The following is a 21,904-nucleotide window of genomic DNA, read 5'->3' as shown; positions in this document are numbered from 1 at the left end:
ACGTCATCACGTGGTCGGGGCGACTTCGGTTGTGCGGAACGAAGAGAGCGCCGGCGCTCAGACGCCGAAGTGCTCCCGCACGATCGGCGCGATGCCCCGGAACGCCTTGCTGCGGTGCGACAGGGCGTTCTTCTCGTCGCGGGTGAGCTCCGCCGACGAGCGGTCGGCGTCGTCCGGCCGGAACACCGGGTCGTAGCCGTGGCCGCCGTCACCGACGGGCTCGGTCAGCACCTCGCCGTTCCAGACCGCCTCGACGACGTGCTCCTGACCGTCGGGCGTCACGAAGGCCGCTGCGCAGACGAACGCGGCGGTCCGCTCGACGACACCCTGCAGGTTCGTGAGCAGCAGCGCGATGTTGTCGGCGTCCGAGCGGGTACCGGCGTAGCGGGCCGAGTGGATGCCCGGTGCGCCCCCGAGGGCGTCGACGGCGATCCCGGAGTCGTCGGCGAGCGCCGGCAGCCCCGTGTGTGCGACGGCGGCACGCGCCTTGATCAGGGCGTTCGCCGCGTAGCTGTCGCCGTCCTCGACCGGCTCGGGGCCGTCGTAGCCGACGAGTTCGACTCCCTCGCCCAGCGCCGACCCGAGGATCTCGCGCAGCTCGACGACCTTGCCCTGGTTGTGGGTGGCCAGCACCACCTCGCGGGACGTCACGCCAGACCCAGGACCGAACGCTGGATCGCCGCGAGCGACTGGTTGCCGGCCAGGCCGAGGTCGAGCAGGACGTTCAGCTCGTCACGGTCGAACGGCGCGTGCTCGGCGGTGCCCTGCACCTCGATGAACTTTCCCGACCCCGTCGTGACGATGTTCATGTCGGTGTCGGCGGCGGAGTCCTCGGTGTAGGCCAGGTCGAGCATCGGCTCCCCCTTGACGATGCCGACCGAGATCGCCTGCACGCTGTCGGTGAGCGGGGTGGCCTTCTTCGCGATGAAGCCCTTGGCACGGCCCCACTCGATCGCGTCGGCCATCGCCACGTACGCGCCGGTGATCGACGCCGTGCGGGTGCCGCCGTCGGCCTGCAGCACGTCGCAGTCGATGACCAGGGTGTTCTCACCCAGGGCCTTCGTGTCGACGACCGCGCGGAGCGAACGGCCGATGAGGCGGGAGATCTCGTGGGTGCGGCCGCCGACCTTGCCCTTGATGGACTCGCGCTGCATGCGCTCGTTCGTCGACCGCGGCAGCATCGAGTACTCGGCGGTGACCCAGCCGGTGCCCTTGCCGACGAGCCAGCGGGGCACGCCGTTGGTGAACGACGCGGTGCAGAGCACCTTGGTGTTGCCGAAGGAGATGAGCGCGCTGCCCTCGGCCTGCGTGCTCCACCCCCGCTCGATGGTGACGGGACGGTGGTCGGTGGCGGTGCGGCCGTCGACGCGGAGGGTGTCGGTCATGGGGTCCTTTCGGTGCGGGGCAGCGTGATGGCCCCCGTCTGGAGATGGCCGACGCTCGAGACCTCGGGGCCGAGGAAGCGCCGGGCGAGCCGGATGAAGCTGTTCTTGTCGTCGCCCGTCGCCTCGAACGAGTACGTCGGGGCGGTGGTCGTGGTGCGCTCGAGCCCGTGCTCCACGAGCCGGCGGTAGACGTCGTTCGCGGTCTCCTCGGCGCTGGAGACGAGCGTGACCTCCGGACCCATGACGAACTGGATCGCGGCGGACATGAGCGGGTAGTGGGTGCAGCCGAGCACGAGGGTGTCGACGTCGGCGGCGCGGACCGGGTCGAGGTAGCCGGCGGCGACCTCGCGCAGGGACGGCGACGAGGTGTCCCCGGCCTCGACGAACTCGACGAACCGGGGGCACGCGGCCGTGGTCAGTCGGACGTCGGCGGCGACCGCGAAGGCGTCCTCGTAGGCGCGCGACGCGATGGTGCCGACGGTCCCGATGACCCCGATGCGGCCGGTGCGGGTCTGCTTGACGGCGGCGCGGGCCGCTGGCTGGATGACCTCGACCACGGGGATGCCGTACGCCTGCTCGTACCGTTCGCGGGCGTCGCGGAGCACCGCCGACGACGCGGTGTTGCAGGCGATCACCAGGGCCTTGACGCCCTGCTCGACCAGGTCGTCCATGACCTCGAGCGCGTACCGGCGGACGTCGGCGATGGGCTTCGGGCCGTAGGGCGAGTGCACGGTGTCCCCGACGTACCGGATGCTCTCCCGCGGGAGCTGGTCGATGATGGCTCGGGCCACGGTGAGCCCGCCGACCCCGCTGTCGAAGACTCCGATCGGTGCATCCGTCACGGCACCAGCGTACCGACGCAGGCCGACCGGCACCGACGCGACCACGTGCGCCACGCAGGCCGGGCGCCCGGGGTGATGCGGGCCTCCAGGAGGTCACGTCACTAGTGTCGGAGGGGTGACCAGCGCGCTCCTCACCGACCAGTACGAACTCACCATGGTCGACGCGGCCCTGAAGGACGGGACCGCCGACCGCCGATGCGTCTTCGAGGTGTTCGCCCGGCGGCTGCCGGACGGCCGCCGCTACGGCGTCGCGGCCGGGCTCGGACGCTTCCTCACCGCCCTCGGGGACTTCCGCTTCGGCGACGAGGAGATCGGGTTCCTGCGCGACCGCGGCGTCATCGACGCCGGCACCGCCGCGTGGCTCGCCGACTACCGGTTCAGCGGCGACGTCCGCGCGTACCGGGAGGGCGAGGTCTACTTCCCGAACTCCCCCATCCTGCAGATCGAGGGCACCTTCGCCGAGGCCGTCGTGCTCGAGACCCTCGCCCTGAGCATCTTCAACGCGGACTCCGCGATCGCTTCGGCCGCGGCCCGGATGGTGTCCGCCGCCGACGGCCGGCCGCTCGCCGAGATGGGTTCCCGTCGCACCGGCGAGTGGAACGCGGTCGCCGCCGCCCGTGCCGCGTACATCGCCGGCTTCGGTGCGACGAGCAACCTCGAGGCCGGGCGCACCTGGGGGATCCCCACGATGGGCACCGCCGCGCACGCCTTCACGCTGCTGCACGACTCCGAGGAACAGGCGTTCCGGTCGCAGCTCGACGCGCTCGGCAGCGGCACGACCCTGCTCGTCGACACCTACGACATCGAGGCCGCGGTCGAGACGGCCGTCCGGCTCACCGACGGCAAGCTCGGCGGCGTCCGCATCGACAGCGGCGACCTGCCGTCCGTCGTCGCCGCCGTGCGTGCGCAGCTCGACCGCCTCGGCGCGACGGGCACGAAGATCACGGTGACGAACGACCTCGACGAGTACACGATCGCCGCGCTCCGAGCCGCCCCGGTCGACTCGTACGGCGTCGGCACCTCGGTCGTCTCCGGCTCCGGGCACCCGGCCGCCGGCATGGTGTTCAAGCTCGTCGCGCACCGGGACGCGGACGGCGGCGACTGGGTCCCCGTCGCCAAGAAGTCGGCCGACAAGGCGTCGATCGGCGGCCGGAAGGAAGCGGGCCGACGACTCCGCAACGGCGTCGCGACCGCCGAGATCGTGCTGACGGGTGCGCAGGTCGGCCCGGACGAGCGGCCGCTGCTGGTCCCGGTGGTCACCGGCGGCGAGGTCGACCCGGCGTTCCTCGGCACGCAGGGTGTCGAGGCCGCACGCGCGCACCACAAGCGCGCGAAGGCGGAGCTGCCCGCCGACGCGTCGCGCATCGGGCGCGGCGACCCCGCCATCCCCACCCTGGTGATCTAGGGCGCGCGCACGCGTGCGCGTCACCTCGCGCGCCCCGTCGCCGCTTCGTGAGCAGCAATGGCCGGGTCTGCGTGACGGACCCGACCATTGCTGCTCACGAAGCGACTGAATGACGGACGGGAGGCCCGTGGCGGCGTCGCCACGGGCCTCCCGTCCGTCTGTTGGTCGCGTCTACTCGGCCTTCATCTTCTCGTAGATGGCCTTGCAGTCCGGGCAGACCGGGAACTTCTCCGGGTCGCGACCCGGGATCCACTTCTTGCCGCACAGGGCCTTGACCGGCTTGCCGGACAGGGCCGACTGCAGGATCTTGTCCTTCTTCACGTAGTGCGAGAACCGCTCGTGGTCACCGGGTTCGATCGCTTCGTCTTCGAGGAGCTTCTCGAGCTCCCGGTCCATCACGTCGAGGCCGCCGCCTGGTTCCGTCATGCTCATGGGTCCAGGGTACGACGGTCCGCCCTCGGGCGCGCCGCTCGTCCGCGCTGGGCGATAGTCGCGCGGAGTCGCTCGGTGCCCGATGCGCTGCGCCGCTCGTTGCGCTGTGTCGCTCGTTGCGCTGTGTCGCTAGTTGCGCTGTGCCGCGGCGAGCAGGTCGGGTCCGCGGCGGTCGAACAGGCGTCCGCCGGCGGAGACACCGATCACGAGCACGACGGCACCGACCCCGATGCCCACCAGGAGCGTCAGCACCGACCAGGGCTCCGGACCCTGCACGACGGCGAGCACCGCGAGGCAGGCTGCGGGGACCGTGCAGAGCACGATGCCGATCACCATGGACGCCTGCGCGACGGTGGCGGTGACGCCGGCGGCCTGGGGCTGCTGGAACGGGTGGTCGCCCGGGCGCACCGTCGGGTATGGCATGAGCACGGACAGGACGCTCGACAACCCGAGCCCGGACAGCAGCGCGCTCGCACTCACGCCGATGAGCAGCGGGAACGCCGCCCAGTCTCCGAACAGCCGGGCGGACAGTGCGGCCCCGGCGACGATCGCGGGCGCCCCCACGACCAGCACGGGCACGACGCGGCCGAGCCGGTCGCTCCACCCGGGCGCACCCGAGGCGACGTGCAGCCACACGGCGGTGTTGTCGTACGAGACGTCGTTGTGCGGCAGGAACCCGGCGATCAGCGCCATCAGCGGCAGGGGCACGAGCGCGGTCCACTGCCACGGCACCCCGGCGACACCGAGCGGGATGACGACGATCGGCACGAGCAGGATGATCAGGTACGACGTGCGGTACCGCGGGTCGCGGACCCAGTAGGTGAGCGCCCGGGCGGCGACGGCCGACACCGGGGCCGAACCGAACCGGTCGAACCAGCCCAGGCCCTGGTAGCGGCGGGTGCGGGCACGGTCGTCGACGGTCTCGAGCGCACGGCCGACGAGTACCCACCACGCCCAGGCGAGGAGCGCGACGACGGCGACCGCGACGAGGAGCTTCAGGACACCGGCGCCGACGTGGCCGCTCGCGACCTCGGCGGGCACGGCCCACGCGGCACCCCACGGGGTCCACCCGGCGACGTCCGCGACGCGCTGCATCTCGGCGCCCTGCGGGTCGAGCCAGTCGACGCGCAGCAGCAGCGCCACCGTCGGGATCGAGAGCGCGATGATGACCAGGGCCACCAGCCACCCGGCGTCGCGGGAGCGGTCCGGCCCGATCAGCCGGGAGCCGACGGTGCAGCAGACCCGGATGAGGAGCGCGCACGTGGCGACGCCGAGCAGCCCGCCGAGCACCGCGAGCAGCCCGAGACCGGGGTCGCGAGCCCAGGCGACGACCTGGCCGACCGCGACGACGACCACACCGATCACCGGGATGCCGACGAGGCCGGCGACGACGAGTCCGATCGCCAGGCGACGGCGCTCGATGCCGAACACCGCGAAGCGCCGCGGGTGGAGCTGGTCACTCCGGCCGACGACGAGCGGCACGACCGTGAACCCGAAGGTGATCAGGGTGCCGACGGGCACGATGACGGCACGTGCGACGTCCGGGTCGGCGTCACCGAGGGCGATGGTCTGCGACGCGACGAACACGGCGGCGAGGAGCCCGGCGAGGCTCCCGAGCACGACGGCGACGGACCGGCGGGCGGTGCCGCGGACCTCGCCCGCGAGCAGGTCCGCCCTCAGCCGGAGAAGCTGTGCAACCATTCCATGCTCTCCGCGACGACACGACCGCCGGCGAGTTCGACGAACTTGTCCTCGAGGCTCTTGCGCCCGCGGACCTGGGCCATGGTGCCGGACGCCAGGACCTTGCCGCCGACGATGATGGCGACCGAGTCACAGGTGCGCTGCACGAGCTCCATCGAGTGGCTGGACAGCACGACCGTGCCGCCACCCCGGGTGTACCGGCGCAGGATGTCCGTGATCGTCGCCGCACTCACCGGGTCGACCGACTCGAACGGTTCGTCGAGCACGAGCACCCGCGGCGAGTGGATCAGGGTCGCGGCCAGGGCGATCTTCTTCGCCATGCCGACGGAGTAGTCGGCGACCTGGCGGCCGAGCGCCTCGCCCAGCCCGAAGGCCTCGGCGAGGTCGGCGCTGCGCTTCCGGGCGGTGGCACCGTCGAGCCCACGGAGTGTGGCCGAGTAGTAGAGGAGCTGCGCGCCGGTCAGCCGGTCGAACAGGCGGAGCCGGTCCGGCAGCACACCGAGACTGCGCTTCGCCGCCGTCGGGTCGGCCCAGACGTCGTGGTCGAGCACCGTCACCGAGCCGGCGTCGGGGCGCAGCAGTCCGGTGATCATGGAGAGGGTCGTCGTCTTGCCGGCGCCGTTCGGGCCGACCACGCCGAAGATGGAGCCCTGCCGGATCTCGAGGTCGACCTCGTCGACGGCCAGGGTCTGCCCGTACCGCTTGACCAGGCCGCTCGCTGCGAGCACCACGGGCTGGAGCGTCTGCGGCTGCTTCGGGGCGGCGGTGCGGGGCGCACGCTTCTTCGCCGCGGGCGCGGCTGCGGTGGTCATCCGGTCGGCGACGTCCGTCGCGTCGTCCGCGTCGGTCGGGACGGGAGGCGCGGCGTCGGTCCGCGGGGCGGCCTTCGTCGGGCGCTTGGTGCGTCCCTTGCCGTTGCGCGCCTTCGCGGGGCGGGGCGCTGCGGCCGTCGCGTCGTCGGTGCGGTTGTCCGTCGTCGTGTCGTCGGTGCGGGTCTCGGTCGTCGCGTCGGTGCCGGTCGTCGCGTCGGTGCCGGTCGTCGCGTCGTCCGGGTGGTTCTCCGTCGTCGCGTCGGTGCGGACCGCCGTCCCGTCGGTCATCGCGTCATCAGTGGCGGCGTCGTCCGCATCAGTGTCCCCCGTGTCGTCGTCGGCTGCGTCGTCCTCAGCAGCCGCGGCGGTGTCCGCGTCGTCGGCGTCCCCCGCCTCGGTCATCCAGGCAGCGTCGGCCGTGGCGTACACGTCCTCGTTCTCTGCTCGCGCTGGCATCGACCCACCGTACCAACGCTCTCCGACCGTCGGGAACCGTCGCGGCCAGGGTCACGAATTGAGTACGAAGCACGCAAACCCGTACCCCACGAGGGGGTGTTTCCGTATCATTCACCAGGGCACGAAGGAGTGTTCACCACTTGGAAACCTGCTCCAGCAGGCGATCCCGGCAGCCTCCTCGCTGCGACGACCACGTCGACGCGACCGGTTCTCGGGCAACTCGGACGTTGGAAGCGCAGACTCGACGAGGCCCGCCCGTACCCCAGGGTGCGCGGGCGGACACCAGAAGGGACCAGCATGACCACGCAGATCGTGATCCTCGCAGCGGGGATGGGCAGCCGTCTCGGCCGCAGCCTGCCGAAGCCGCTCACGGAGCTCAGTGACGGCCGCACCATCATGCAGCAGCAGTTCGACAACATCCGCGCCGCGTTCGGTTCGAGCGCCCGCGTGACGATCGTCGTCGGCTACAAGTCGGAGCACATCGTCGAGGCGTTCCCCGACGCGAACTTCGTCTACAACGAGTCCTACGACTCCACCAACACCTCGAAGAGCCTGCTGCGTGCCCTCAAGGCCACCGGCAAGAGCGGTGTCCTCTGGATGAACGGCGACGTGGTCTTCGACCCGATGGCGCTCGTCCGTGCGGCCGACATGATCGACGAGGGCCGTTCCTTCGTCAGCGTCAACACCGACAAGGTCTCAGACGAAGAGGTCAAGTACACCGTCGACGCCGAGGGCTTCATCCACAAGCTCTCCAAGCAGGTCGTCGGGGGTCTCGGCGAAGCCGTCGGCATCAACTACGTCTCCGCCGCCGACAAGCAGGCCCTCATCCGCCAGCTCGGGCGCGTCGACGACCAGGAGTACTTCGAGGGCGGCATCGAGGCTGCCATCGCCGAGGACGGGCTACGCTGGACGCCGATCGACATCTCCGACCTGTACGCGGTCGAGATCGACTTCGCCGAGGACCTCGAGCGCGCGAACAACCTGTTCGCCTGAACCACCGTCAGGACCCCCTCGGCGGTTCCGCCCGGAGGGAAACCGTGACCACAGCGAGTGCGCCGACCGCGCCCGTGGCTCCCGCACCCGCGAAGGCCCGGAGCGCCGGTCGGCGCTATCGTCAGGCCCTGTGGTTGCTGACCGTCCGCGACCTCCGGGTCCGCTACTCGACGTCGGCGCTCGGCTACGTGTGGTCGATCCTCGACCCGCTCGTGATGTCGGGGATCTACTGGTTCGTCTTCACGCAGGTCTTCCACCGCGGCTCGGTCGGTGAGGATCCGTACATCGTGTTCCTGCTGTCCGCGCTGCTGCCGTGGATGTGGTTCACCGGCGGCGTCTCGGACTCCACCCGGGCGTTCATCAAGGAATCGAAGCTCATCCGTTCGACCACCATCCCCCGCACCATCTGGGTGGCACGGATCATCGCGTCGAAGGGCATCGAGTTCCTGCTGAGCCTGCCGGTCCTGGCGGCCTTCGCGATCGCGACGGGTGCCCACCTGCACTGGCAGGTCGTGTTCTTCCCGCTGGCGATCGTGCTGCAGTGCGCGCTGGTCTACGGCCTGGGCCTCATCGTCGCGCCGCTCGTGGTCTTCTTCCGCGACCTCGAGCGCGCCACCAAGCTCGTGCTGCGGTTCCTGTTCTACGCGTCCCCCATCATCTACGGCACGCACGCGCTGCCCTCCGCCCTGCGGGACATCGCCGCGATCAACCCGCTCACCGGCGTCTTCGGCATGTACCGAGCGGCGTTCTTCCCCGGCCAGCTCGACTGGCTCGAGGTCGGCGCCTCGGTGGTCGTGACCGGCATCGTCCTGGTGATCGGCTTCGCGGTGTTCCGCCGCAGCGAGCACCGCGTGCTGAAGGAGCTGTGATGACCGCGACCGACCAGACCCGTCGCACCGAGACCGTCGCACCGGTCATCTCGGTGCGCGACGCCGGCATCTGCTTCAAGCGCAACCGTCGCGCGAGCCGGAACTTCAAGGACCTGTTCGCCGGACGCGGGCGCCGCAAGCGTGCCGATGAGTTCTGGGCGCTCCGCAACGTGTCGTTCGACGTCCGCCCGGGCGAGGCGATCGGCGTCGTGGGGCGGAACGGGCAGGGCAAGTCGACCCTGCTGAAGCTCGTGGCCCAGGTCATGCTGCCCGACGAGGGCCGCGTCGACGTGGGTTCCGGTGTCGCCCCCCTCATCGAGATCACCGGTGGCTTCGTCGGGGACCTCACGGTGCGCGACAACGTGTACCTGACGGCGGGCCTGCACGGCATGTCGCGGACCGAGATCCGCGACGCCTTCGACGAGATCATCGACTTCGCCGAGATCGCGGACTTCGTGGACACCCCCTACAAGCACCTGTCGAGCGGCATGAAGGTCCGCATCGCGTTCGCGGTGATCTCGCGGCTCGACGAGCCGGTCATCCTGGTCGACGAGGTGCTGGCGGTGGGCGACAAGGCCTTCCGCGAGAAGTGCTACAAGCGGATCGAGCAGCTCCTGGCCGGCGGCCGGACGCTGTTCTTCGTCTCGCACAGCGACAAGGACCTCCGTCGTTTCTGCGACCGGGGGCTCTACCTCGACAAGGGTCGTCTGCAGCTCGACGGCACCATCGAGGCCGCGCTGGCCCGGTACGCGGCCGACTACGGCTCCTGACCGGCCGGGGTACTCCCCCTGCACCAACACCGGTATCGCCGGCTCCCTCCACAGCCCCGGCCCTCGTGAGCGCCCCCGGGGTCCCGCCGTCGGACCCTCCCCCTAGCGTTCCACCCATGCACCACCCACCAACCGCGTACGCCGTCCCGTTCGCCGTCGACCGATCGCACGCACCGCGTCGGTACGACCTCGTCAACACCGGCCCCGAGCCGGTCGACGGGCTCTCCCTCACCCATCTGGGCAACGGCTACTGCCCGCCGCTCGCGGTGCGCCGCCTCGACCCGGGCAGGTCGTTGTCGCTGGCGGTGTTCGGCGCCGACCCTGAGGACACGGGGGTCGTCATCGTCCGGTGGCGTCGGCCCGACCGGTCCGAGTACCTCTGGCGGATGTCGCTCGTCGGGCCGGGGCTCCAACCGTGACCCTGCCCCGACCTGCGCCACGGAGCACCCGGGGTGTCGACCGACCGTCAGTGCCCGTCGCGTTCGGCCGCGACGGTCCGCCACCGCTCGAGCAGCCACTCCACGGCCTCGTGGAACCGCTCCGTGGCGGCACCCGGGGTCGTGTCGCCGAAGTACCGTGCGACCCAGTGCTGCAGGCGTGCGAGCTCCTCGGCGTCGCTCGCGGCCGCGTCGACACGGGCGAGCACCGACGGGGCGTCCGCCGCGGTCAGCCAGTTCGCGTCGCTCAGGTACCCCCGCTCGTCGACGTCGGCCTCGGGCGAAACCGGCCGCGTGACGATGAGCGGCTTGCCGACCGCCAGCCGGTCGTAGATCATCGCGCTGATGTCGGTGATCGCCACGTCGGCGTCCGCCAGCTGCCAGCCGAGGTCACCGCCGTCGTCGTACAGGTGGTGCGCGGCGGGGTCGGCGGCGTTGGCCGCGCTGATCGCCGCAACGATCCGCTCGTGCGCCGCGCGGTACGCCGGGTCGAGCACACCACTGCGCGGGTGCGGGCGGTAGACCAGGCGGTGGCGGCGCGACGCCAGCACCCGCTCGGCGATGACCGTGCCGTGCGACGCGATCGACCCGTACGCTGCGGCACCGCGGTCGCCCTCCCACGTCGGGGCGTAGAGCACGACGGTCCGGTCGTCGTCCGGGTACGGGGCCGCTCCGGCGAAGTGGTCGGCCTGCGGGCGTCCGATCGCGATGGTCCGGGCGTCCAGGTCGTAGTCCCACAGCGCCTCGGCCAGGCGATCGCGCGCTGCATCCCCCGCGATCAGGGCGTAGTCGTACGCCTTGAACTGGTTCGTGGTCATGTACATCTTGTCGCTCTCGCCGTGGTTGACGAAGACGTGCCACATCCGCCCGTACCGCATCATCTGGAAGTTGCGGGCGTTCTGGTTGACGTACAGCACCACCTTCGGCGCCTGGGTGTCGACGAAGTGCTCGAGGTCGACCACCTGCCGGGCGTAGACCGCGGGCACGGGCGACTCGTCGAGCAGGGTCAGCATGGTGCCCGGACTCCGCGAGACGATCGCCACCGGATGCGTCTTCGCGAGTTCGGCCAGCGGCGCGTACCACTGGCGCACCTGGTACATGTTGACCGGACCGTCGGCGAAGTACACGGCGATCTCGACCGAACCGGGCGCCGGCTTCGGCGCGGACGGCAGTCGCTGTGCGAGCTGCCGCCGGCTCCGGCGCGACGTCAGGAGTCGCTCGACGAGCCGCAGTGCGGTCCGCAGGTCGCTGATGATCGACATGGTCCTTCTCCGGGTCTGCTCGGGCGGTACGGGGCGGGCGGGTCAGACGACCGGCGGCCGCCCTGCGATGGTCATCCGTGCGACTGTGAGCCAGCCCATCGGGCGGACCGGACCGCAGTCGGTCGTCCATCCTTCACGGATCCCACCGAACCAGGTGGCAAGTCGGCGGGGGTGACGCCACCAGCGCGCGATCTGGATCGCGGCCCACGACCCCACGTACAGCGGTCGCAGCACCGCCGGCAGGTTGCGCCGAGCGAGCCACACCCGGTTCCGGGCATTCAACCGGTAGTACTCGGTGTGCCGCGCCGGGTCGATCGCGGGGTGGTGCGCGACGAGGTCCCCGGCGTACCAGGTCCGACGGCCGGCGTCCCACACCCGCCAGGCGAGTTCGATGCCCTCGTGGGCGTAGAAGTACTCGGCACCCCAGCCGCCGACGGCCCGATACACGTCCATCGGCAGCACGACGGCGCCTTCCCAGACCGAGAAGACCGGCGACGAGTGGTCCGGCTCGCCCTTCCGGATCCGCGGCACCCACCGGCGGGGGTTCGCGGCGCCAGTGGGGTCGACGACCCGCGGCTGCACGAGGCCGAGCGACGGATCGTGCTCGAACACCGCGATCGCGTCGCGCAGGAACGTCGGCGACGGCACCGACGCATCGTCGTCGAGGAAGAACACGTAGTCGCCGTCGACGACCTCGGCCCCGGCGTTGCGCCCGGCCGGGATCCCGACGTTCTCGGGCAGGGCCAGCGCCCGAACGCCGTCCGGCAGCCCGGTCGGCGCCCAGCCGTTGCCGACGCAGACGACGTCGAGCTCGACGTCCTGCTGCGCGAGCACGCTGTCCAGCCCGCGGCGCAGGTCGTCCGGCCGGGTGCCCTGCGACAGGCTCACGACGGCGACGCGCGGTCGTCCGCGGTGCACCACCGCGTGGCGGCGCAGCGTTCCGGGCACGGTCGTGTCCTCGGTCACGCCTTGACCCGCTTCGAGGCGATAATCGCCAGGAAGTGCCCGACCGTCGCGAGCACCGCGAGCGGCAACAGCGCACCGACCAGGATCCGGCTGGCGAGCGGGTCGCCGATCACCAGGGCGAGCAGGGCGAAGACGAACGCGAGCATGCTCAGCTCGACCGAGTGGTACAGGCGGTGGAACGGCAGGAACTTCGCCAGACGGCGGAGCGATGCGAGCTTCCGACCCGACGGCGCGGTGGAGGCGTCCCGCCGGTCGACGAGCTTGTCGAGCCCGGCGTTCGCGCGGGCCACGTGCACCATGTCGTTGAGGGCCTTGTTCAGCACGATGACCAGGCCGAGTGCGCAGCCGATCGTGGTCCACATCCAGTCGGCGTCGTGGATCGGCCAGGTGGCTGCCCGGATGCCGAGCGCGACCGGGATCAGGCCCTCGGTCGTGTAGTGCCCCACCTTGTCGAGGAACACCCCGGCGGGCGACTTGGTGCCGCGCCACCGGGCGACCTCGCCGTCGGAGCAGTCGACGAGCATCTGCAGCTGGCCGAGCACGAGCGCCAGCGCGGCGCCCCAGATGCCGGGGATGAGCAGGGCGGCGGCGACGCTCCAGCCCACCAGGATCATCAGGCCGGTGACCTGGTTCGCGCTGACGCGGGTCTTCAGGAGCACCCAGGTCAGGTACGGCGAGACGTCGCGCAGGTACAGCGAGGCCGTCCAGTGCTCGGCGTTGGCGCGGGCACGGACCTCGTCCGGCTGGGCGACGGCCCGGAGCTCGGCGATCGAGGTCGGCCGTGCGGATCCGCGGCCGGTCGTGGGCTGGTCGGTCATTCGGTCACCGTCCCGTGTGGGTGGTCAGCTCGGACGTGCGGGTCAGGAACCCGATGATGAACCCGAGCCCCCAGCCCACGTGGATGCAGGGCAGCACGACGAGCAGCCAGAGGAGCGTCGGCAGCCCGGAGCGGCGCGCCACGGCGATCGACCCCAGGACGACGAAGAGCAGGTAGACGACGGGCACCACGAACCCGAGCAGCGCCCAGGCGAGCGGCGTGCCGAGCACGGCGCCGACGATGCCGACGAGCCCGGCGACGATGCCCAGCGCCATCGCCGCCACCATGGCCGGCGGCACGAAGTAGCGCAGGCCGTTGTTCGCCGGGAACCGACGGGCGAGCTCGCCGCGCCACAGCCCGGTGGCGACGAACTGCCGCACCAGGCGCTTCAGGCTCGGCCGCGGGCGGTAGGTGACGACGAGTTCGGGCGTGAACCAGACGGTCCCGCCGGTCTGGCGCAGCCGCCGATTGAGTTCCCAGTCCTGTCCGCGCTTGATGCCCTCGTCGAAGAGTCCGACGTCGAACAGCCGCTCGCGTCGGAACACGCCGAGGTAAGCGGTCTCGGCCGGGCCCGCGGTGCCGCCGACGTGGTGCGGCGTGCCACCGAGCCCGACACGGCTGCCGTAGGCCAGGGCGACGGCCCGCTCGAAGGGGGTCCGGCCCTCGGCGCGCATGATGCCGCCGACGTTGTCCGCGCCGGACTCGAGGAGCGTGTGCACCGCGATGCGCGTGTAGTCGGTCGGCAGGACCGAGTGCGCGTCGACCCGGATGACGACGGGGTGCACGGACGCACGGATCGCGACGTTCAGCCCGGCGGGCGTCGACCCGACGGGGTTGTCGATCGCACGGATCCGGGGGTCGGCAGCGCTCATCTCGGCGACGAGCTCGTTCGTGCCGTCGATCGACGGCCCGAGCGCGAGGATGACCTCGAACGGGCCCGTGTAGTCCTGGTCGAGCAGGCTGCCGACGGCGGCCCGGACCTCGGTGACCTCGTTGAGCACGGGCATCACGTACGAGACGCCCGGCAGGGGCTGTCCGTCTGACTGCATGCGTACCTCGGGGTGCTGGCTGGCGGCACGGGACGCACCGGGGCGGTGCCGCCCCGCAGAGCGACCATGAGCCTATCAAGAGGCCGAACCGCCCACCTGCGTCCGTCACGGGACGCGCCCCGTGACGGACTGGAGGCCCGGCGCACGTCGTGCCCCGGGCCTCCTGTCCGTCGTGTGGTGGCGTCAGCCCTTGCTGTCGAACGTTCCCAGCTTCACGTCGGCCTGGCGGGTCTGGCCGTCGCGGACGTAGCTGATCGTCGTCGAGGCGCCGCCCGCGAAGAAGCGCACCTGCGCGGTCAGGTCGGTGGCGTCGGAGACCGACGCCGAACCGATCTTCGTGACGACGTCGCCCTTCTGCAGACCGGCCTTCGCCGCGGCACCACCGTTGGACACCGACTTGATGAGGGCGCCGACCTGGGTGGCGCTGGCGTCCTCGGTGGCGTCGCCGACCGTTGCGCCGAGGAGACCGTGGGTCGCCGAGCCGTTGTCCTTGATCTCGTTCGCGACCCGCTTGACCAGGTTGGCCGGGATCGAGAAGCCGACGCCGATGCTGCCGGCGGCCGACTCCGACGACGACGAGCTGCCAGCCGAGGCGATGGCCACGTTGATGCCGATCAGCCGGCCCTTCGAGTCGAGCAGCGCACCGCCGGAGTTGCCCGGGTTGATCGATGCGTCGGTCTGGATGACCGGGAGCGAGACGGTGGTGTTCGCGGACGAGCTGCTGCCGTTGTCCCCGTTGCCCCAGAAGTCGAAGGGACCCGAGCCGCCGTTGCCGCCCTCGTTCGAGTCGCCGCCCTCGCTGGGGGCGCTCGAGGTGACCTGGATGCTGCGGTTCAGCGTCGAGACGATGCCGTCGGTGACGGTGTTCGACAGGCCCAGGGGCGCGCCGATCGCGACCGCGGTGTCGCCGACGTTGAGCTTGGACGAGTCCGCGAACTCCATGGGCTTGAGGTCCGTCGCATCGATCTTGATGACCGCGAGGTCGACCGTCGGGTCGGTACCGATCAGCTTGCCCGCGTAGATCTTGCCGTTCGAGGTCGTGACGGTGATCCGGCCGTTCGAGCTGTCGCCGTCGAGGGTGACCACGTGGGTGTTCGTGACGATGTAGCCGTCCTTGCTCATCACCACGCCGGAACCGGTGCCGGCCTCGTTGCTCGCGGACACGTTGATGGTGACGACGGACGGGGTCGCCTGTGCCGCGACGGCCGTGACCACGGTGGCGGAGTCGTAGTCGTTGACGGTCAGGTTGCCGCCCTGCGACGAACCGGAGGACACCACGCTGCCACCGTCGTTGCCCGAGGAGACGGCCCAACCGGCACCGCCGCCGACCAGACCACCGGCGATGACCGCGGCGATGACCGGCAGGAGCAGCTTGCTGCGGCCCGAGCGGTCCTTGGTCGTCGTGGTCGCCGCGGCGCCCGAGGCGTCGTCGCTGAAGTAGTGACCGTTGCGCTGGTTCGCGCCGTCGACGTCACCGAACGCGCTCGTGGCCGACTGGGGGGCCTGCGCGGACGCGTTCGCGTACTCGGAGGACGAGCTCGGAGCGGTCGAGGACGTCGGCTGGGCGTACTCGCCGTAGCGGGGGCGTTCGCCGCCCGACTGGCCGTACTGGGACTGCTGGCCGTACGGGTTCTGGGGCTGCTGGCCGTACTGGCTCTGCTGCCCGTAGGGGTTCTGGGGCTGCTGCCCGTAGGGGTTCTGGGGCTGCTGGCCGTAGGGGTTCTGGGGCTGCGGCGTCTGCTGCCCGTACTGCGACTGCTGTCCGTACGGGTTCTGGCTCTGCTGCGACTGCTGGCCGTACGGCGACGTCTGCTGGCCGTAGCCGCCCTGCTGCGCCCCCGAGGAGTCGCCGGAGACGGCGGGGTACGGCGCGGTGTAGCGGTCGGTCGGGTGGTCCGTCGACGACGGGATCACGTCCGTGTGGTCCGGGGTCGTCTCGTCGTTCTGGTTCTGGTTCTGGTTCTGGTTCGGGCGAGGGGTCTCGTCCGGCTGGTCGGAGTCGTTCGGCATCGACGTGTTCCCTCTCGTGGCCGCTGCTGCGGCGTCCTCACTGGCGGCAGGCGGAGCCGCATCGTCCGGACGGCGGTCGTCGCCCTGCCCGCTGGGCGTGGTGTCGGTCATGCTGGACGTGCTCCTTTCAAGCTCGTGCAGTCTGTCGCAAGCACCTGAGCGGTCCTTCTGGCGAGGCTGCGAGCCACCCCTGGCGATCTTATGCGTGCGCTGTACACGGTGGCCCGGTCCGCCGCGGGACGGACAGCTAGGTTGGGGTCCGTTCAGCGCGACACGTCGTCGCCCGCACGGGAGGGAACCACATGCGCCAGGCAGGACCGTGGCTGCGAGCCGCCGACGGAGCGATGCTGCTGGGACCGGACGGGGTCCCCGCACCGACGGTGTTCGCCGAGATGAGCGCCCTCGCCGCCAGCACCGGCGCGGTCAACCTGGGGCAGGGCTTCCCCGACGAGGACGGGCCGGCCGAGGTGCTCGAGGCCGCGGTGCAGGCGATCCGCGACGGCGTGAACCAGTACCCGCCGGGCCGGGGCACCCCTGACCTGCGGTCGGCGATCGCCGAGCACCAGCAGCGGTGGTACGGGCTCGAGGTGGACCCCGACCGCGAGGTCCTCGTCACCGCCGGCGCCACCGAGGGGCTGGCCGCCACGATCCTCGCGCTGGTCGAACCCGGTGACGAGGTGATCACCTTCGAGCCGTTCTACGACGCCTACGGCGCGCTCATCCGGCTGGCCGGCGGGGTGCACGTCACGGTCCCGCTCACCGCGCCCGACTTCCTGCCCGACGAGCGCACGCTCCGCGCGGCCTTCACCGACCGCACCCGCGCCGTGCTCGTGAACACCCCGCACAACCCGACCGGCCGGGTCCTGCCCACCGAGGTGCTGCAGACGATCGTCGACCTGGCCACCGAGCGCGACGCGGTGATCATCACGGACGAGGTCTACGAACACCTGACGTTCGACGTCCCGCACACGCCCATCGCGACCCTGCCCGGCGCTGCCGAGCGGACGGTGTCGGTCTCGAGCGCCGGCAAGACCTTCAACACGACCGGGTGGAAGGTCGGCTGGCTCACCGCTCCCCCGGCACTCGTCGACGCGATCACGACGGTGAAGCAGTACCTGACCTTCGTGAACGGCGCGCCCTTCCAACCGGCTGTCGCCGTGGGACTCCGTCTGCCCGACGCGGTCTTCACCGGCATCGCCGCCGACCTGCGCGCGAAGCACGAACTGCTCGCCGACGGACTGACGGCGGCGGGCTTCGACGTGATGCGACCCGACGGCGGGTACTTCGTGCTCGCCGACGCCGCACCGCTCGGGTACGACGACGCCCGTGCGTTCTGCCTCGAACTGCCCGCGTTGGCCGGTGTCGCGGGCGTGCCGGTCTCGGCGTTCGTCCGCCCGGACCGGGTCTCCGGCTACCGGTCCCTGGTGCGCTTCGCGTTCTGCAAGCGCCGGAGTGTCCTGGAGGACGCCGCCGCACGCCTGGCGACCCTCGGAGCGCGCCCCCGCGCCTGAGACGCGACCGCGTCAGGGACGCGACCGACGCGTCAGGGCTGCCCCGGGCCTCCAGGCAGGGTGCGCGGTGCGACGACGTAGCGCCGCAGCGACAGCGACGGGTTCACCCGTCGGACGGCGTCGGTGACGGTGGTGTCGATCGTGGCGGTGAGCGTGGTCGGCGAGGCGCCGGCCGAGGCGACCGCGACGCCCGACGGGTCGAGGACGACCGAGCCGCCGATCCCGATCGGCGGCGTCTGCCCGACCCCGACGACCCAGACGGTGTTCTCGATCGCGCGGGCGGTGAGGAGCGTGTGCCAGTGGTGCTCCTTGCCGGGGCCGCGCACCCACTCCGCCGGGAGGACGACGACGTCGGCCGCGCCGGTCTCGGGAGCGGCGAGCCGTCGCGTGACCTCGGGGAATCGCAGGTCGTAGCAGGTCTCGAGCCCGACGCGGACTCCGCCGAGCACGAAGACCGGCAGCTGCTGCGGGTCGCCGGACTCGATGCGGTCCGACTCCCGCGAGCCGAAGGCGTCGTAGAGGTGGACCTTCCGGTACGTCGCCGCCAGGTCGCCCGACGGGAGCACCGCGACCAGGGTGTTCCTGAAGCGCTCCGGCGTGTCCGCCGACTCGGCGACCCCGACGATCAGGGCGATGCCCGTCTCGCGGGCGATTTCACGCAGGCCGGAGACGAACGGACCGTCCAGGGGCTGCGCGGCCGCCACGAACCGATCGTCGATGTCGGCGGCGAAGTACGAGGTGTACTCCGGCGTGATGAGGAGATCGGCGCCACGGGCCGCCGCGTCGACGGCGGCGGTGCGCACGGTGTCGAGGTTGGCGACGGGGTCGTCCACGGGGGCGAACTGCGCCGCCGCGATCGTGAGGGTGGCCATGGGGTGAGCGTACCCGGGGGTCTGCGGCGGGCGGGCCTGCGGCGGGGGGTCCTGCGCCGGGCGTCCTGCGCCGGGCGTCCTGCGCCGGGCGTCTCGCGTCGGGGACACGAAGAAGGCCCCGGTCCTGTTGGACCGGGGCCTTCGTGTGACGCTTGGTTGCGGGGGCAGGATTTGAACCTACGACCTCTGGGTTATGAGCCCAGCGAGCTACCGAACTGCTCCACCCCGCGGCACGTTTAGAAGCCTACACGGGGCCGTGGCGGGACACAAATCGAGTGCCCCGCCACGGTGTGTCAGTTGCCGTTCTCGGCTGCCGTGGCGGCCTCGATCGCGTCCTGGAGGCGCTGATCGGCTTCCGCCGCGGCCACCAGGTCGTTGTCGGCGTAGGCCTCCTGGCGGTCCTGCAGGGCTGCCTTGGCGTCGGCCAGGGCTTCTTGCAGAGCGTCGTTGTCGGTCGAGCCGGAACCCGTCGAACCGGTCGAGCCGGTCGAGCCGGAGCCCGAGGAACCCGTGTCGGAACCGGACCCCGTGTCGGAACCGGACCCCGTGTCGGAACCGGATCCACTGTCGGAACCGGAACCGGAACCGGAACCGCTGTCGCTGCCGCTTGCGCCGGAGTCGCCGGCCGCCGCACCGGAGTCGCCGCCGAACAGCGAGTTCAGCGCTTCGTCGAGGGTGTCCTCGAACGCGATCTTGTCGCCGAAGGCCACGAGGACCTTCTGCAGCAACGGGTACGAACCACTCGAGGTCGACTGGACGTAGACGGGCTGCACGTAGAGGAACCCACCGCCGACCGGCAGCGTGAGCAGGTTGCCCTGCTTCACGGTCGAGTTGCCCCGCTTCAGGATGTTCAGCTCCTGCGACACGGTCGAGTCACCGTTGAAGAGGCTCTGCACCTGCCCGGGGCCCGGGATGTTGTCGGTCTTCGGCATCGTCAACAGCGTGAGTTTGCCGTAGCCCGACGCCTTCTCGCCCTTGCCGGCACCACCCGCGTCGGAGTTCACCGCCAGGTAGCCGGTCAGCACGTTGCGGTTGTTCGCCCCGGCCGACTGCTGCGGGATGTAGGTCGTGTACAGCGAGTACGCCGTCCCCTGCCCCGGCACCTTCATCGTCAGGTAGTACGGGTCCTGCAGGTTCGCCCTGTTGGCGGTCGTCGTCGTCTGCGCGCCGAGCGCGTTCGTCGACGTCGCCGCGGTGTCGGCGTCACTGTCCGACGTCGCCGTGCTGGTCGGTTCCTGCGGGGTGTTCCACGCGTCGTCACCCGAGTAGAACGAGTTGGCGTTGGTCACGTGGTACGTACCGAGGATCGAGCGCTGCACCTTGAACAGGTCCGTCGGGTACCGCACGTGGTCGAGGAGTTCGGCGCTCATGCTCGACACCGGCTTCATCGACGTCGGGAAGATCTTCTGCCACGTCTTCAGGACCGGGTCCTTCGTGTCCCACGTGTACAGCGTCACCTTGCCCGTGTAGGCGTCGACGGTGGCCTTCACCGAGTTCCGGATGTAGTTCACCTGGTCGGTGCGGTACGTCGAGGACTCGGCGCCGGCGATGCTGTCCGACAGGCTCTGGCTCTGCGAGTACGGGTACGCGTCGCTCGTGGTGTATCCGTCCACCACCCACTGGATGCGGTGGTCGACGATCGCCGGGTAGGCGTCGCTGTCGACGGTCAGGTACGGCGCCGCCTTCTGCACGCGGGTGATCGGGTCGCGGTCGTAGAGGATCTGCGAGTCCTTGTTCACCGCGTTCGAGAGCAGGATCTGCTCCGACTGGAACTTCGCGGCGTAGACGAGCCGGTTGAAGAAGTTGCCGAGGCTCGGACCGCCGTCGCCGGCGTAGGTGGTGGTCGCGTTGCCGCCGTTGTCGTCGTCGGAACCGGACGGGTAGTCGAGCTCCACGTCCTTCGTGCCCTTCGGCGCACCCACGATTGAGTAAGGCGGCGAGGTCTCACCGAAGTACACGCGCTGCTGGAAGTCGCCCAGTGCACCGTTCGACGGGATCCCGGACTCGAGGAACACCGGCTTGCCGTCGCTCGCGCGCTGGTTGCCGTAGGCCGCGGTGACGCCGTAGCCGTGGGTGTAGACGAACGCCCGGTTGTACTGCGTGTTCGCGGCCGAGCTGAGCCCGGCGAGGTCGATGTCGCGGACCGCGATGACGGTGTCCTCGGTCTCGCCCTTGACGTCGTAGCGGTCGACGTCCAGCTCCTTCGGGAACTGGTAGTACTGCCGGTACTGCTGCAGCTGGCTGAACGTGTCGGAGACGATCTTCGGGTCGATGAGACGGATGTTGGCCGTGGTCTGCGCGTCCTTCGCGAGCGCACCCGAGCTCGTCTCGGTCGTGGCGTCGTAGTTCTGTTCCTCGACACCGGCGACACCGTAGGCGTCTCGCGTGGCCTTGATGTTCCGCTCGATGTAGGCGGACTCGAAGGTGCGCTCCGACGGCTTCACCTGCAGACGCTGGACGACCCACGGGTAGATGCCGCCGACGACGATCGCGGCGACGAGCAGCAGGCCCGTCCCGACGATCGAGATGCGCCAGCGGCCGATGACCGCCGTGACGATGAAGAGCAGCGCGACGATCGCCGCGATGCCCGCCATGATCTCGCGGCCCGGGATCACTGCGTTGACGTCGGTGTACTGGGCACCGGTGATGAGCGAGTTCGACTTCGTCAGCGCCGCGTACTGGTCGAGCCAGAGGCTGACGGCCTGCAGCGCGATGTAGAGCGCAGCCGTGACCGCCAGCTGGATTCGCGCAGCACGGGAGATCCGGACCTCGCGACCACCGAAGCGGAGCGCGCCGTAGAGGTAGCTCGCAGCGAGCGCGGCGAGGCCGGCGATGAGGACGACGGCCGACGAGTAGGCCACGATCGAGCGCCAGAACGGCAGCTCGAACACGTAGAACCCGATGTCCAGTCCGAACTGCGGGTCGGTCTTGCCGAACGGCGTGCGGTTGAAGTACTCGAGGACCATGCTCCAGCGACCCGCGGTCGAGAGCCCCGCGAAGATGCCGAGGACCACGGGGATGCCGATCATCACGGCGCGCCGCAGCGGCTCGATGACCTGCTGGTAGCGGTCGAGCTGCGAGTTGAGCTTCGCGTAGACCGGCCGGAACCGGAACGCGAGCGCGATGCTCACGAAGACCGGGGCCGCCATGCCGAGGAAGCCCGCCAGGAACATCAGGGTCCCGGCGATCCACCGGGTGGTGAGGACCTGCTGGAACCCGAGCTGCGCGAACCACGCGTAGTCGGTGTACAGGCTGGCGAAGATGAAGAAGGCGATCACCAGTGCGGCCAGCACGATGATCGTGACCACGATGGGG

General features: G+C 70.8%; 19 protein-coding genes and 1 tRNA gene. 6 read left to right on the top strand and 14 right to left on the bottom strand.

The window, feature by feature from the left end; genetic code table 11:
* Positions 1-57 precede the first annotated feature (57 nt).
* The 3 genes from rdgB to murI are packed head-to-tail and all read right to left on the bottom strand — an operon-like array spanning position 58 to position 2,227.
* Complete coding sequence (gene rdgB / locus DEJ29_RS04970) at positions 58-651, bottom strand: RdgB/HAM1 family non-canonical purine NTP pyrophosphatase (protein ID WP_027464602.1); 594 nt, start codon at positions 649-651, stop codon at positions 58-60.
* Entirely contained in the window at positions 648-1,385 is a 738-nt protein-coding gene (rph, locus tag DEJ29_RS04965) for a ribonuclease PH (RefSeq protein ID WP_111094766.1), read from the bottom strand. Before rph ends, rdgB begins: the two co-directional genes overlap by 4 nt.
* Entirely contained in the window at positions 1,382-2,227 is an 846-nt protein-coding gene (gene murI / locus DEJ29_RS04960) for a glutamate racemase (protein WP_111094784.1), read from the bottom strand. Before murI ends, rph begins: the two co-directional genes overlap by 4 nt.
* Before the next feature lie 115 nt (positions 2,228-2,342).
* Between murI and DEJ29_RS04955 the strand changes: the two genes are divergently transcribed.
* Positions 2,343-3,632 (top strand): nicotinate phosphoribosyltransferase, encoded by a 1,290-nt coding sequence (locus tag DEJ29_RS04955; protein WP_084741090.1) that lies wholly within the window; start codon positions 2,343-2,345, stop codon positions 3,630-3,632.
* A 171-nt stretch (positions 3,633-3,803) separates the two neighbouring features.
* On the opposite strand, the gene DEJ29_RS04950 is transcribed toward DEJ29_RS04955, so the two are convergent.
* The 3 genes from DEJ29_RS04950 to DEJ29_RS04940 all read right to left on the bottom strand — a co-directional run bounded on the left by DEJ29_RS04950 (position 3,804) and on the right by DEJ29_RS04940 (position 7,033).
* Positions 3,804-4,064, bottom strand: a complete 261-nt coding sequence (locus DEJ29_RS04950; RefSeq protein ID WP_099051947.1) for a DUF3039 domain-containing protein — start codon at positions 4,062-4,064, stop codon at positions 3,804-3,806.
* A gap of 129 nt (positions 4,065-4,193) precedes the next feature.
* Positions 4,194-5,765 (bottom strand): ABC transporter permease, encoded by a 1,572-nt coding sequence (locus DEJ29_RS04945; RefSeq protein WP_111094765.1) that lies wholly within the window; start codon positions 5,763-5,765, stop codon positions 4,194-4,196.
* On the bottom strand, positions 5,741-7,033 hold the full coding sequence (locus DEJ29_RS04940) for an ABC transporter ATP-binding protein (RefSeq protein ID WP_258375926.1): 1,293 nt from the start codon (positions 7,031-7,033) through the stop codon (positions 5,741-5,743). The genes DEJ29_RS04945 and DEJ29_RS04940 overlap by 25 nt, the downstream gene beginning before the upstream one ends.
* Before the next feature lie 297 nt (positions 7,034-7,330).
* On the opposite strand from DEJ29_RS04940, the gene DEJ29_RS04935 reads away from it, so the two are divergent.
* From DEJ29_RS04935 to DEJ29_RS04920, 4 genes are all read left to right on the top strand, one after another.
* On the top strand, positions 7,331-8,026 hold the full coding sequence (locus tag DEJ29_RS04935) for a phosphocholine cytidylyltransferase family protein (protein WP_110862735.1): 696 nt from the start codon (positions 7,331-7,333) through the stop codon (positions 8,024-8,026).
* Between the two features lie 44 nt (positions 8,027-8,070).
* A complete protein-coding gene (locus DEJ29_RS04930; RefSeq protein ID WP_258375925.1) occupies positions 8,071-8,895 on the top strand; it encodes an ABC transporter permease in 825 nt (274 codons plus the stop codon).
* Complete coding sequence (locus tag DEJ29_RS04925) at positions 8,895-9,665, top strand: ABC transporter ATP-binding protein (protein WP_111094764.1); 771 nt, start codon at positions 8,895-8,897, stop codon at positions 9,663-9,665. The genes DEJ29_RS04930 and DEJ29_RS04925 overlap by 1 nt, the downstream gene beginning before the upstream one ends.
* 116 nt (positions 9,666-9,781) lie before the next feature.
* On the top strand, positions 9,782-10,084 hold the full coding sequence (locus DEJ29_RS04920) for a hypothetical protein (protein WP_071405447.1): 303 nt from the start codon (positions 9,782-9,784) through the stop codon (positions 10,082-10,084).
* A gap of 47 nt (positions 10,085-10,131) precedes the next feature.
* Here the strand turns inward: DEJ29_RS04920 and DEJ29_RS04915 are convergent, their stop codons facing one another.
* From DEJ29_RS04915 to DEJ29_RS04895, 5 genes are all read right to left on the bottom strand, one after another.
* Positions 10,132-11,364, bottom strand: coding sequence for a CDP-glycerol glycerophosphotransferase family protein (locus tag DEJ29_RS04915; RefSeq protein ID WP_111094763.1), 1,233 nt, complete (start codon positions 11,362-11,364; stop codon positions 10,132-10,134).
* Between the two features lie 42 nt (positions 11,365-11,406).
* A complete protein-coding gene (locus DEJ29_RS04910) occupies positions 11,407-12,282 on the bottom strand; it encodes a glycosyltransferase family 2 protein (protein ID WP_110864506.1) in 876 nt (291 codons plus the stop codon).
* Between the two features lie 44 nt (positions 12,283-12,326).
* Positions 12,327-13,148 carry a CDP-alcohol phosphatidyltransferase family protein gene (locus DEJ29_RS04905; protein ID WP_110864465.1) on the bottom strand — a complete coding sequence of 274 codons (822 nt, stop codon included), beginning with the start codon at positions 13,146-13,148 and terminating at the stop codon, positions 12,327-12,329.
* Between the two features lie 4 nt (positions 13,149-13,152).
* The gene (locus tag DEJ29_RS04900) at positions 13,153-14,196 is read right to left on the bottom strand and encodes a glycosyltransferase family 2 protein (RefSeq protein ID WP_071405450.1); all 1,044 of its coding nucleotides are present in this window, start codon (positions 14,194-14,196) and stop codon (positions 13,153-13,155) included.
* Positions 14,197-14,379: 183 nt separating this feature from the next.
* Positions 14,380-16,317: a S1C family serine protease gene (locus tag DEJ29_RS04895; protein WP_258375924.1), complete on the bottom strand. Its 1,938-nt coding sequence runs from the start codon at positions 16,315-16,317 to the stop codon at positions 14,380-14,382.
* A 191-nt stretch (positions 16,318-16,508) separates the two neighbouring features.
* Here DEJ29_RS04895 and DEJ29_RS04890 point away from each other — a divergent pair, with 191 nt between their 5' ends.
* Positions 16,509-17,717 carry an aminotransferase class I/II-fold pyridoxal phosphate-dependent enzyme gene (locus DEJ29_RS04890; RefSeq protein WP_111094762.1) on the top strand — a complete coding sequence of 403 codons (1,209 nt, stop codon included), beginning with the start codon at positions 16,509-16,511 and terminating at the stop codon, positions 17,715-17,717.
* Between the two features lie 32 nt (positions 17,718-17,749).
* On the opposite strand, the gene DEJ29_RS04885 is transcribed toward DEJ29_RS04890, so the two are convergent.
* The 3 genes from DEJ29_RS04885 to DEJ29_RS04875 form a co-directional block, all read right to left on the bottom strand.
* The gene (locus DEJ29_RS04885) at positions 17,750-18,589 is read right to left on the bottom strand and encodes a carbon-nitrogen hydrolase family protein (protein WP_111094761.1); all 840 of its coding nucleotides are present in this window, start codon (positions 18,587-18,589) and stop codon (positions 17,750-17,752) included.
* Positions 18,590-18,742: 153 nt separating this feature from the next.
* Positions 18,743-18,819 (bottom strand) — tRNA-Met (locus DEJ29_RS04880).
* A 63-nt stretch (positions 18,820-18,882) separates the two neighbouring features.
* Complete coding sequence (locus DEJ29_RS04875) at positions 18,883-21,897, bottom strand: UPF0182 family membrane protein (protein ID WP_181438165.1); 3,015 nt, start codon at positions 21,895-21,897, stop codon at positions 18,883-18,885.
* Positions 21,898-21,904: the final 7 nt, after the last annotated feature.

Source organism: Curtobacterium sp. MCPF17_021 (assembly GCF_003234605.2).
Lineage (GTDB): Bacteria > Actinomycetota > Actinomycetes > Actinomycetales > Microbacteriaceae > Curtobacterium > Curtobacterium flaccumfaciens.
Note: the sequence above shows the minus strand (reverse complement) of the source record. Positions and strands in the feature narration are given on the sequence as shown.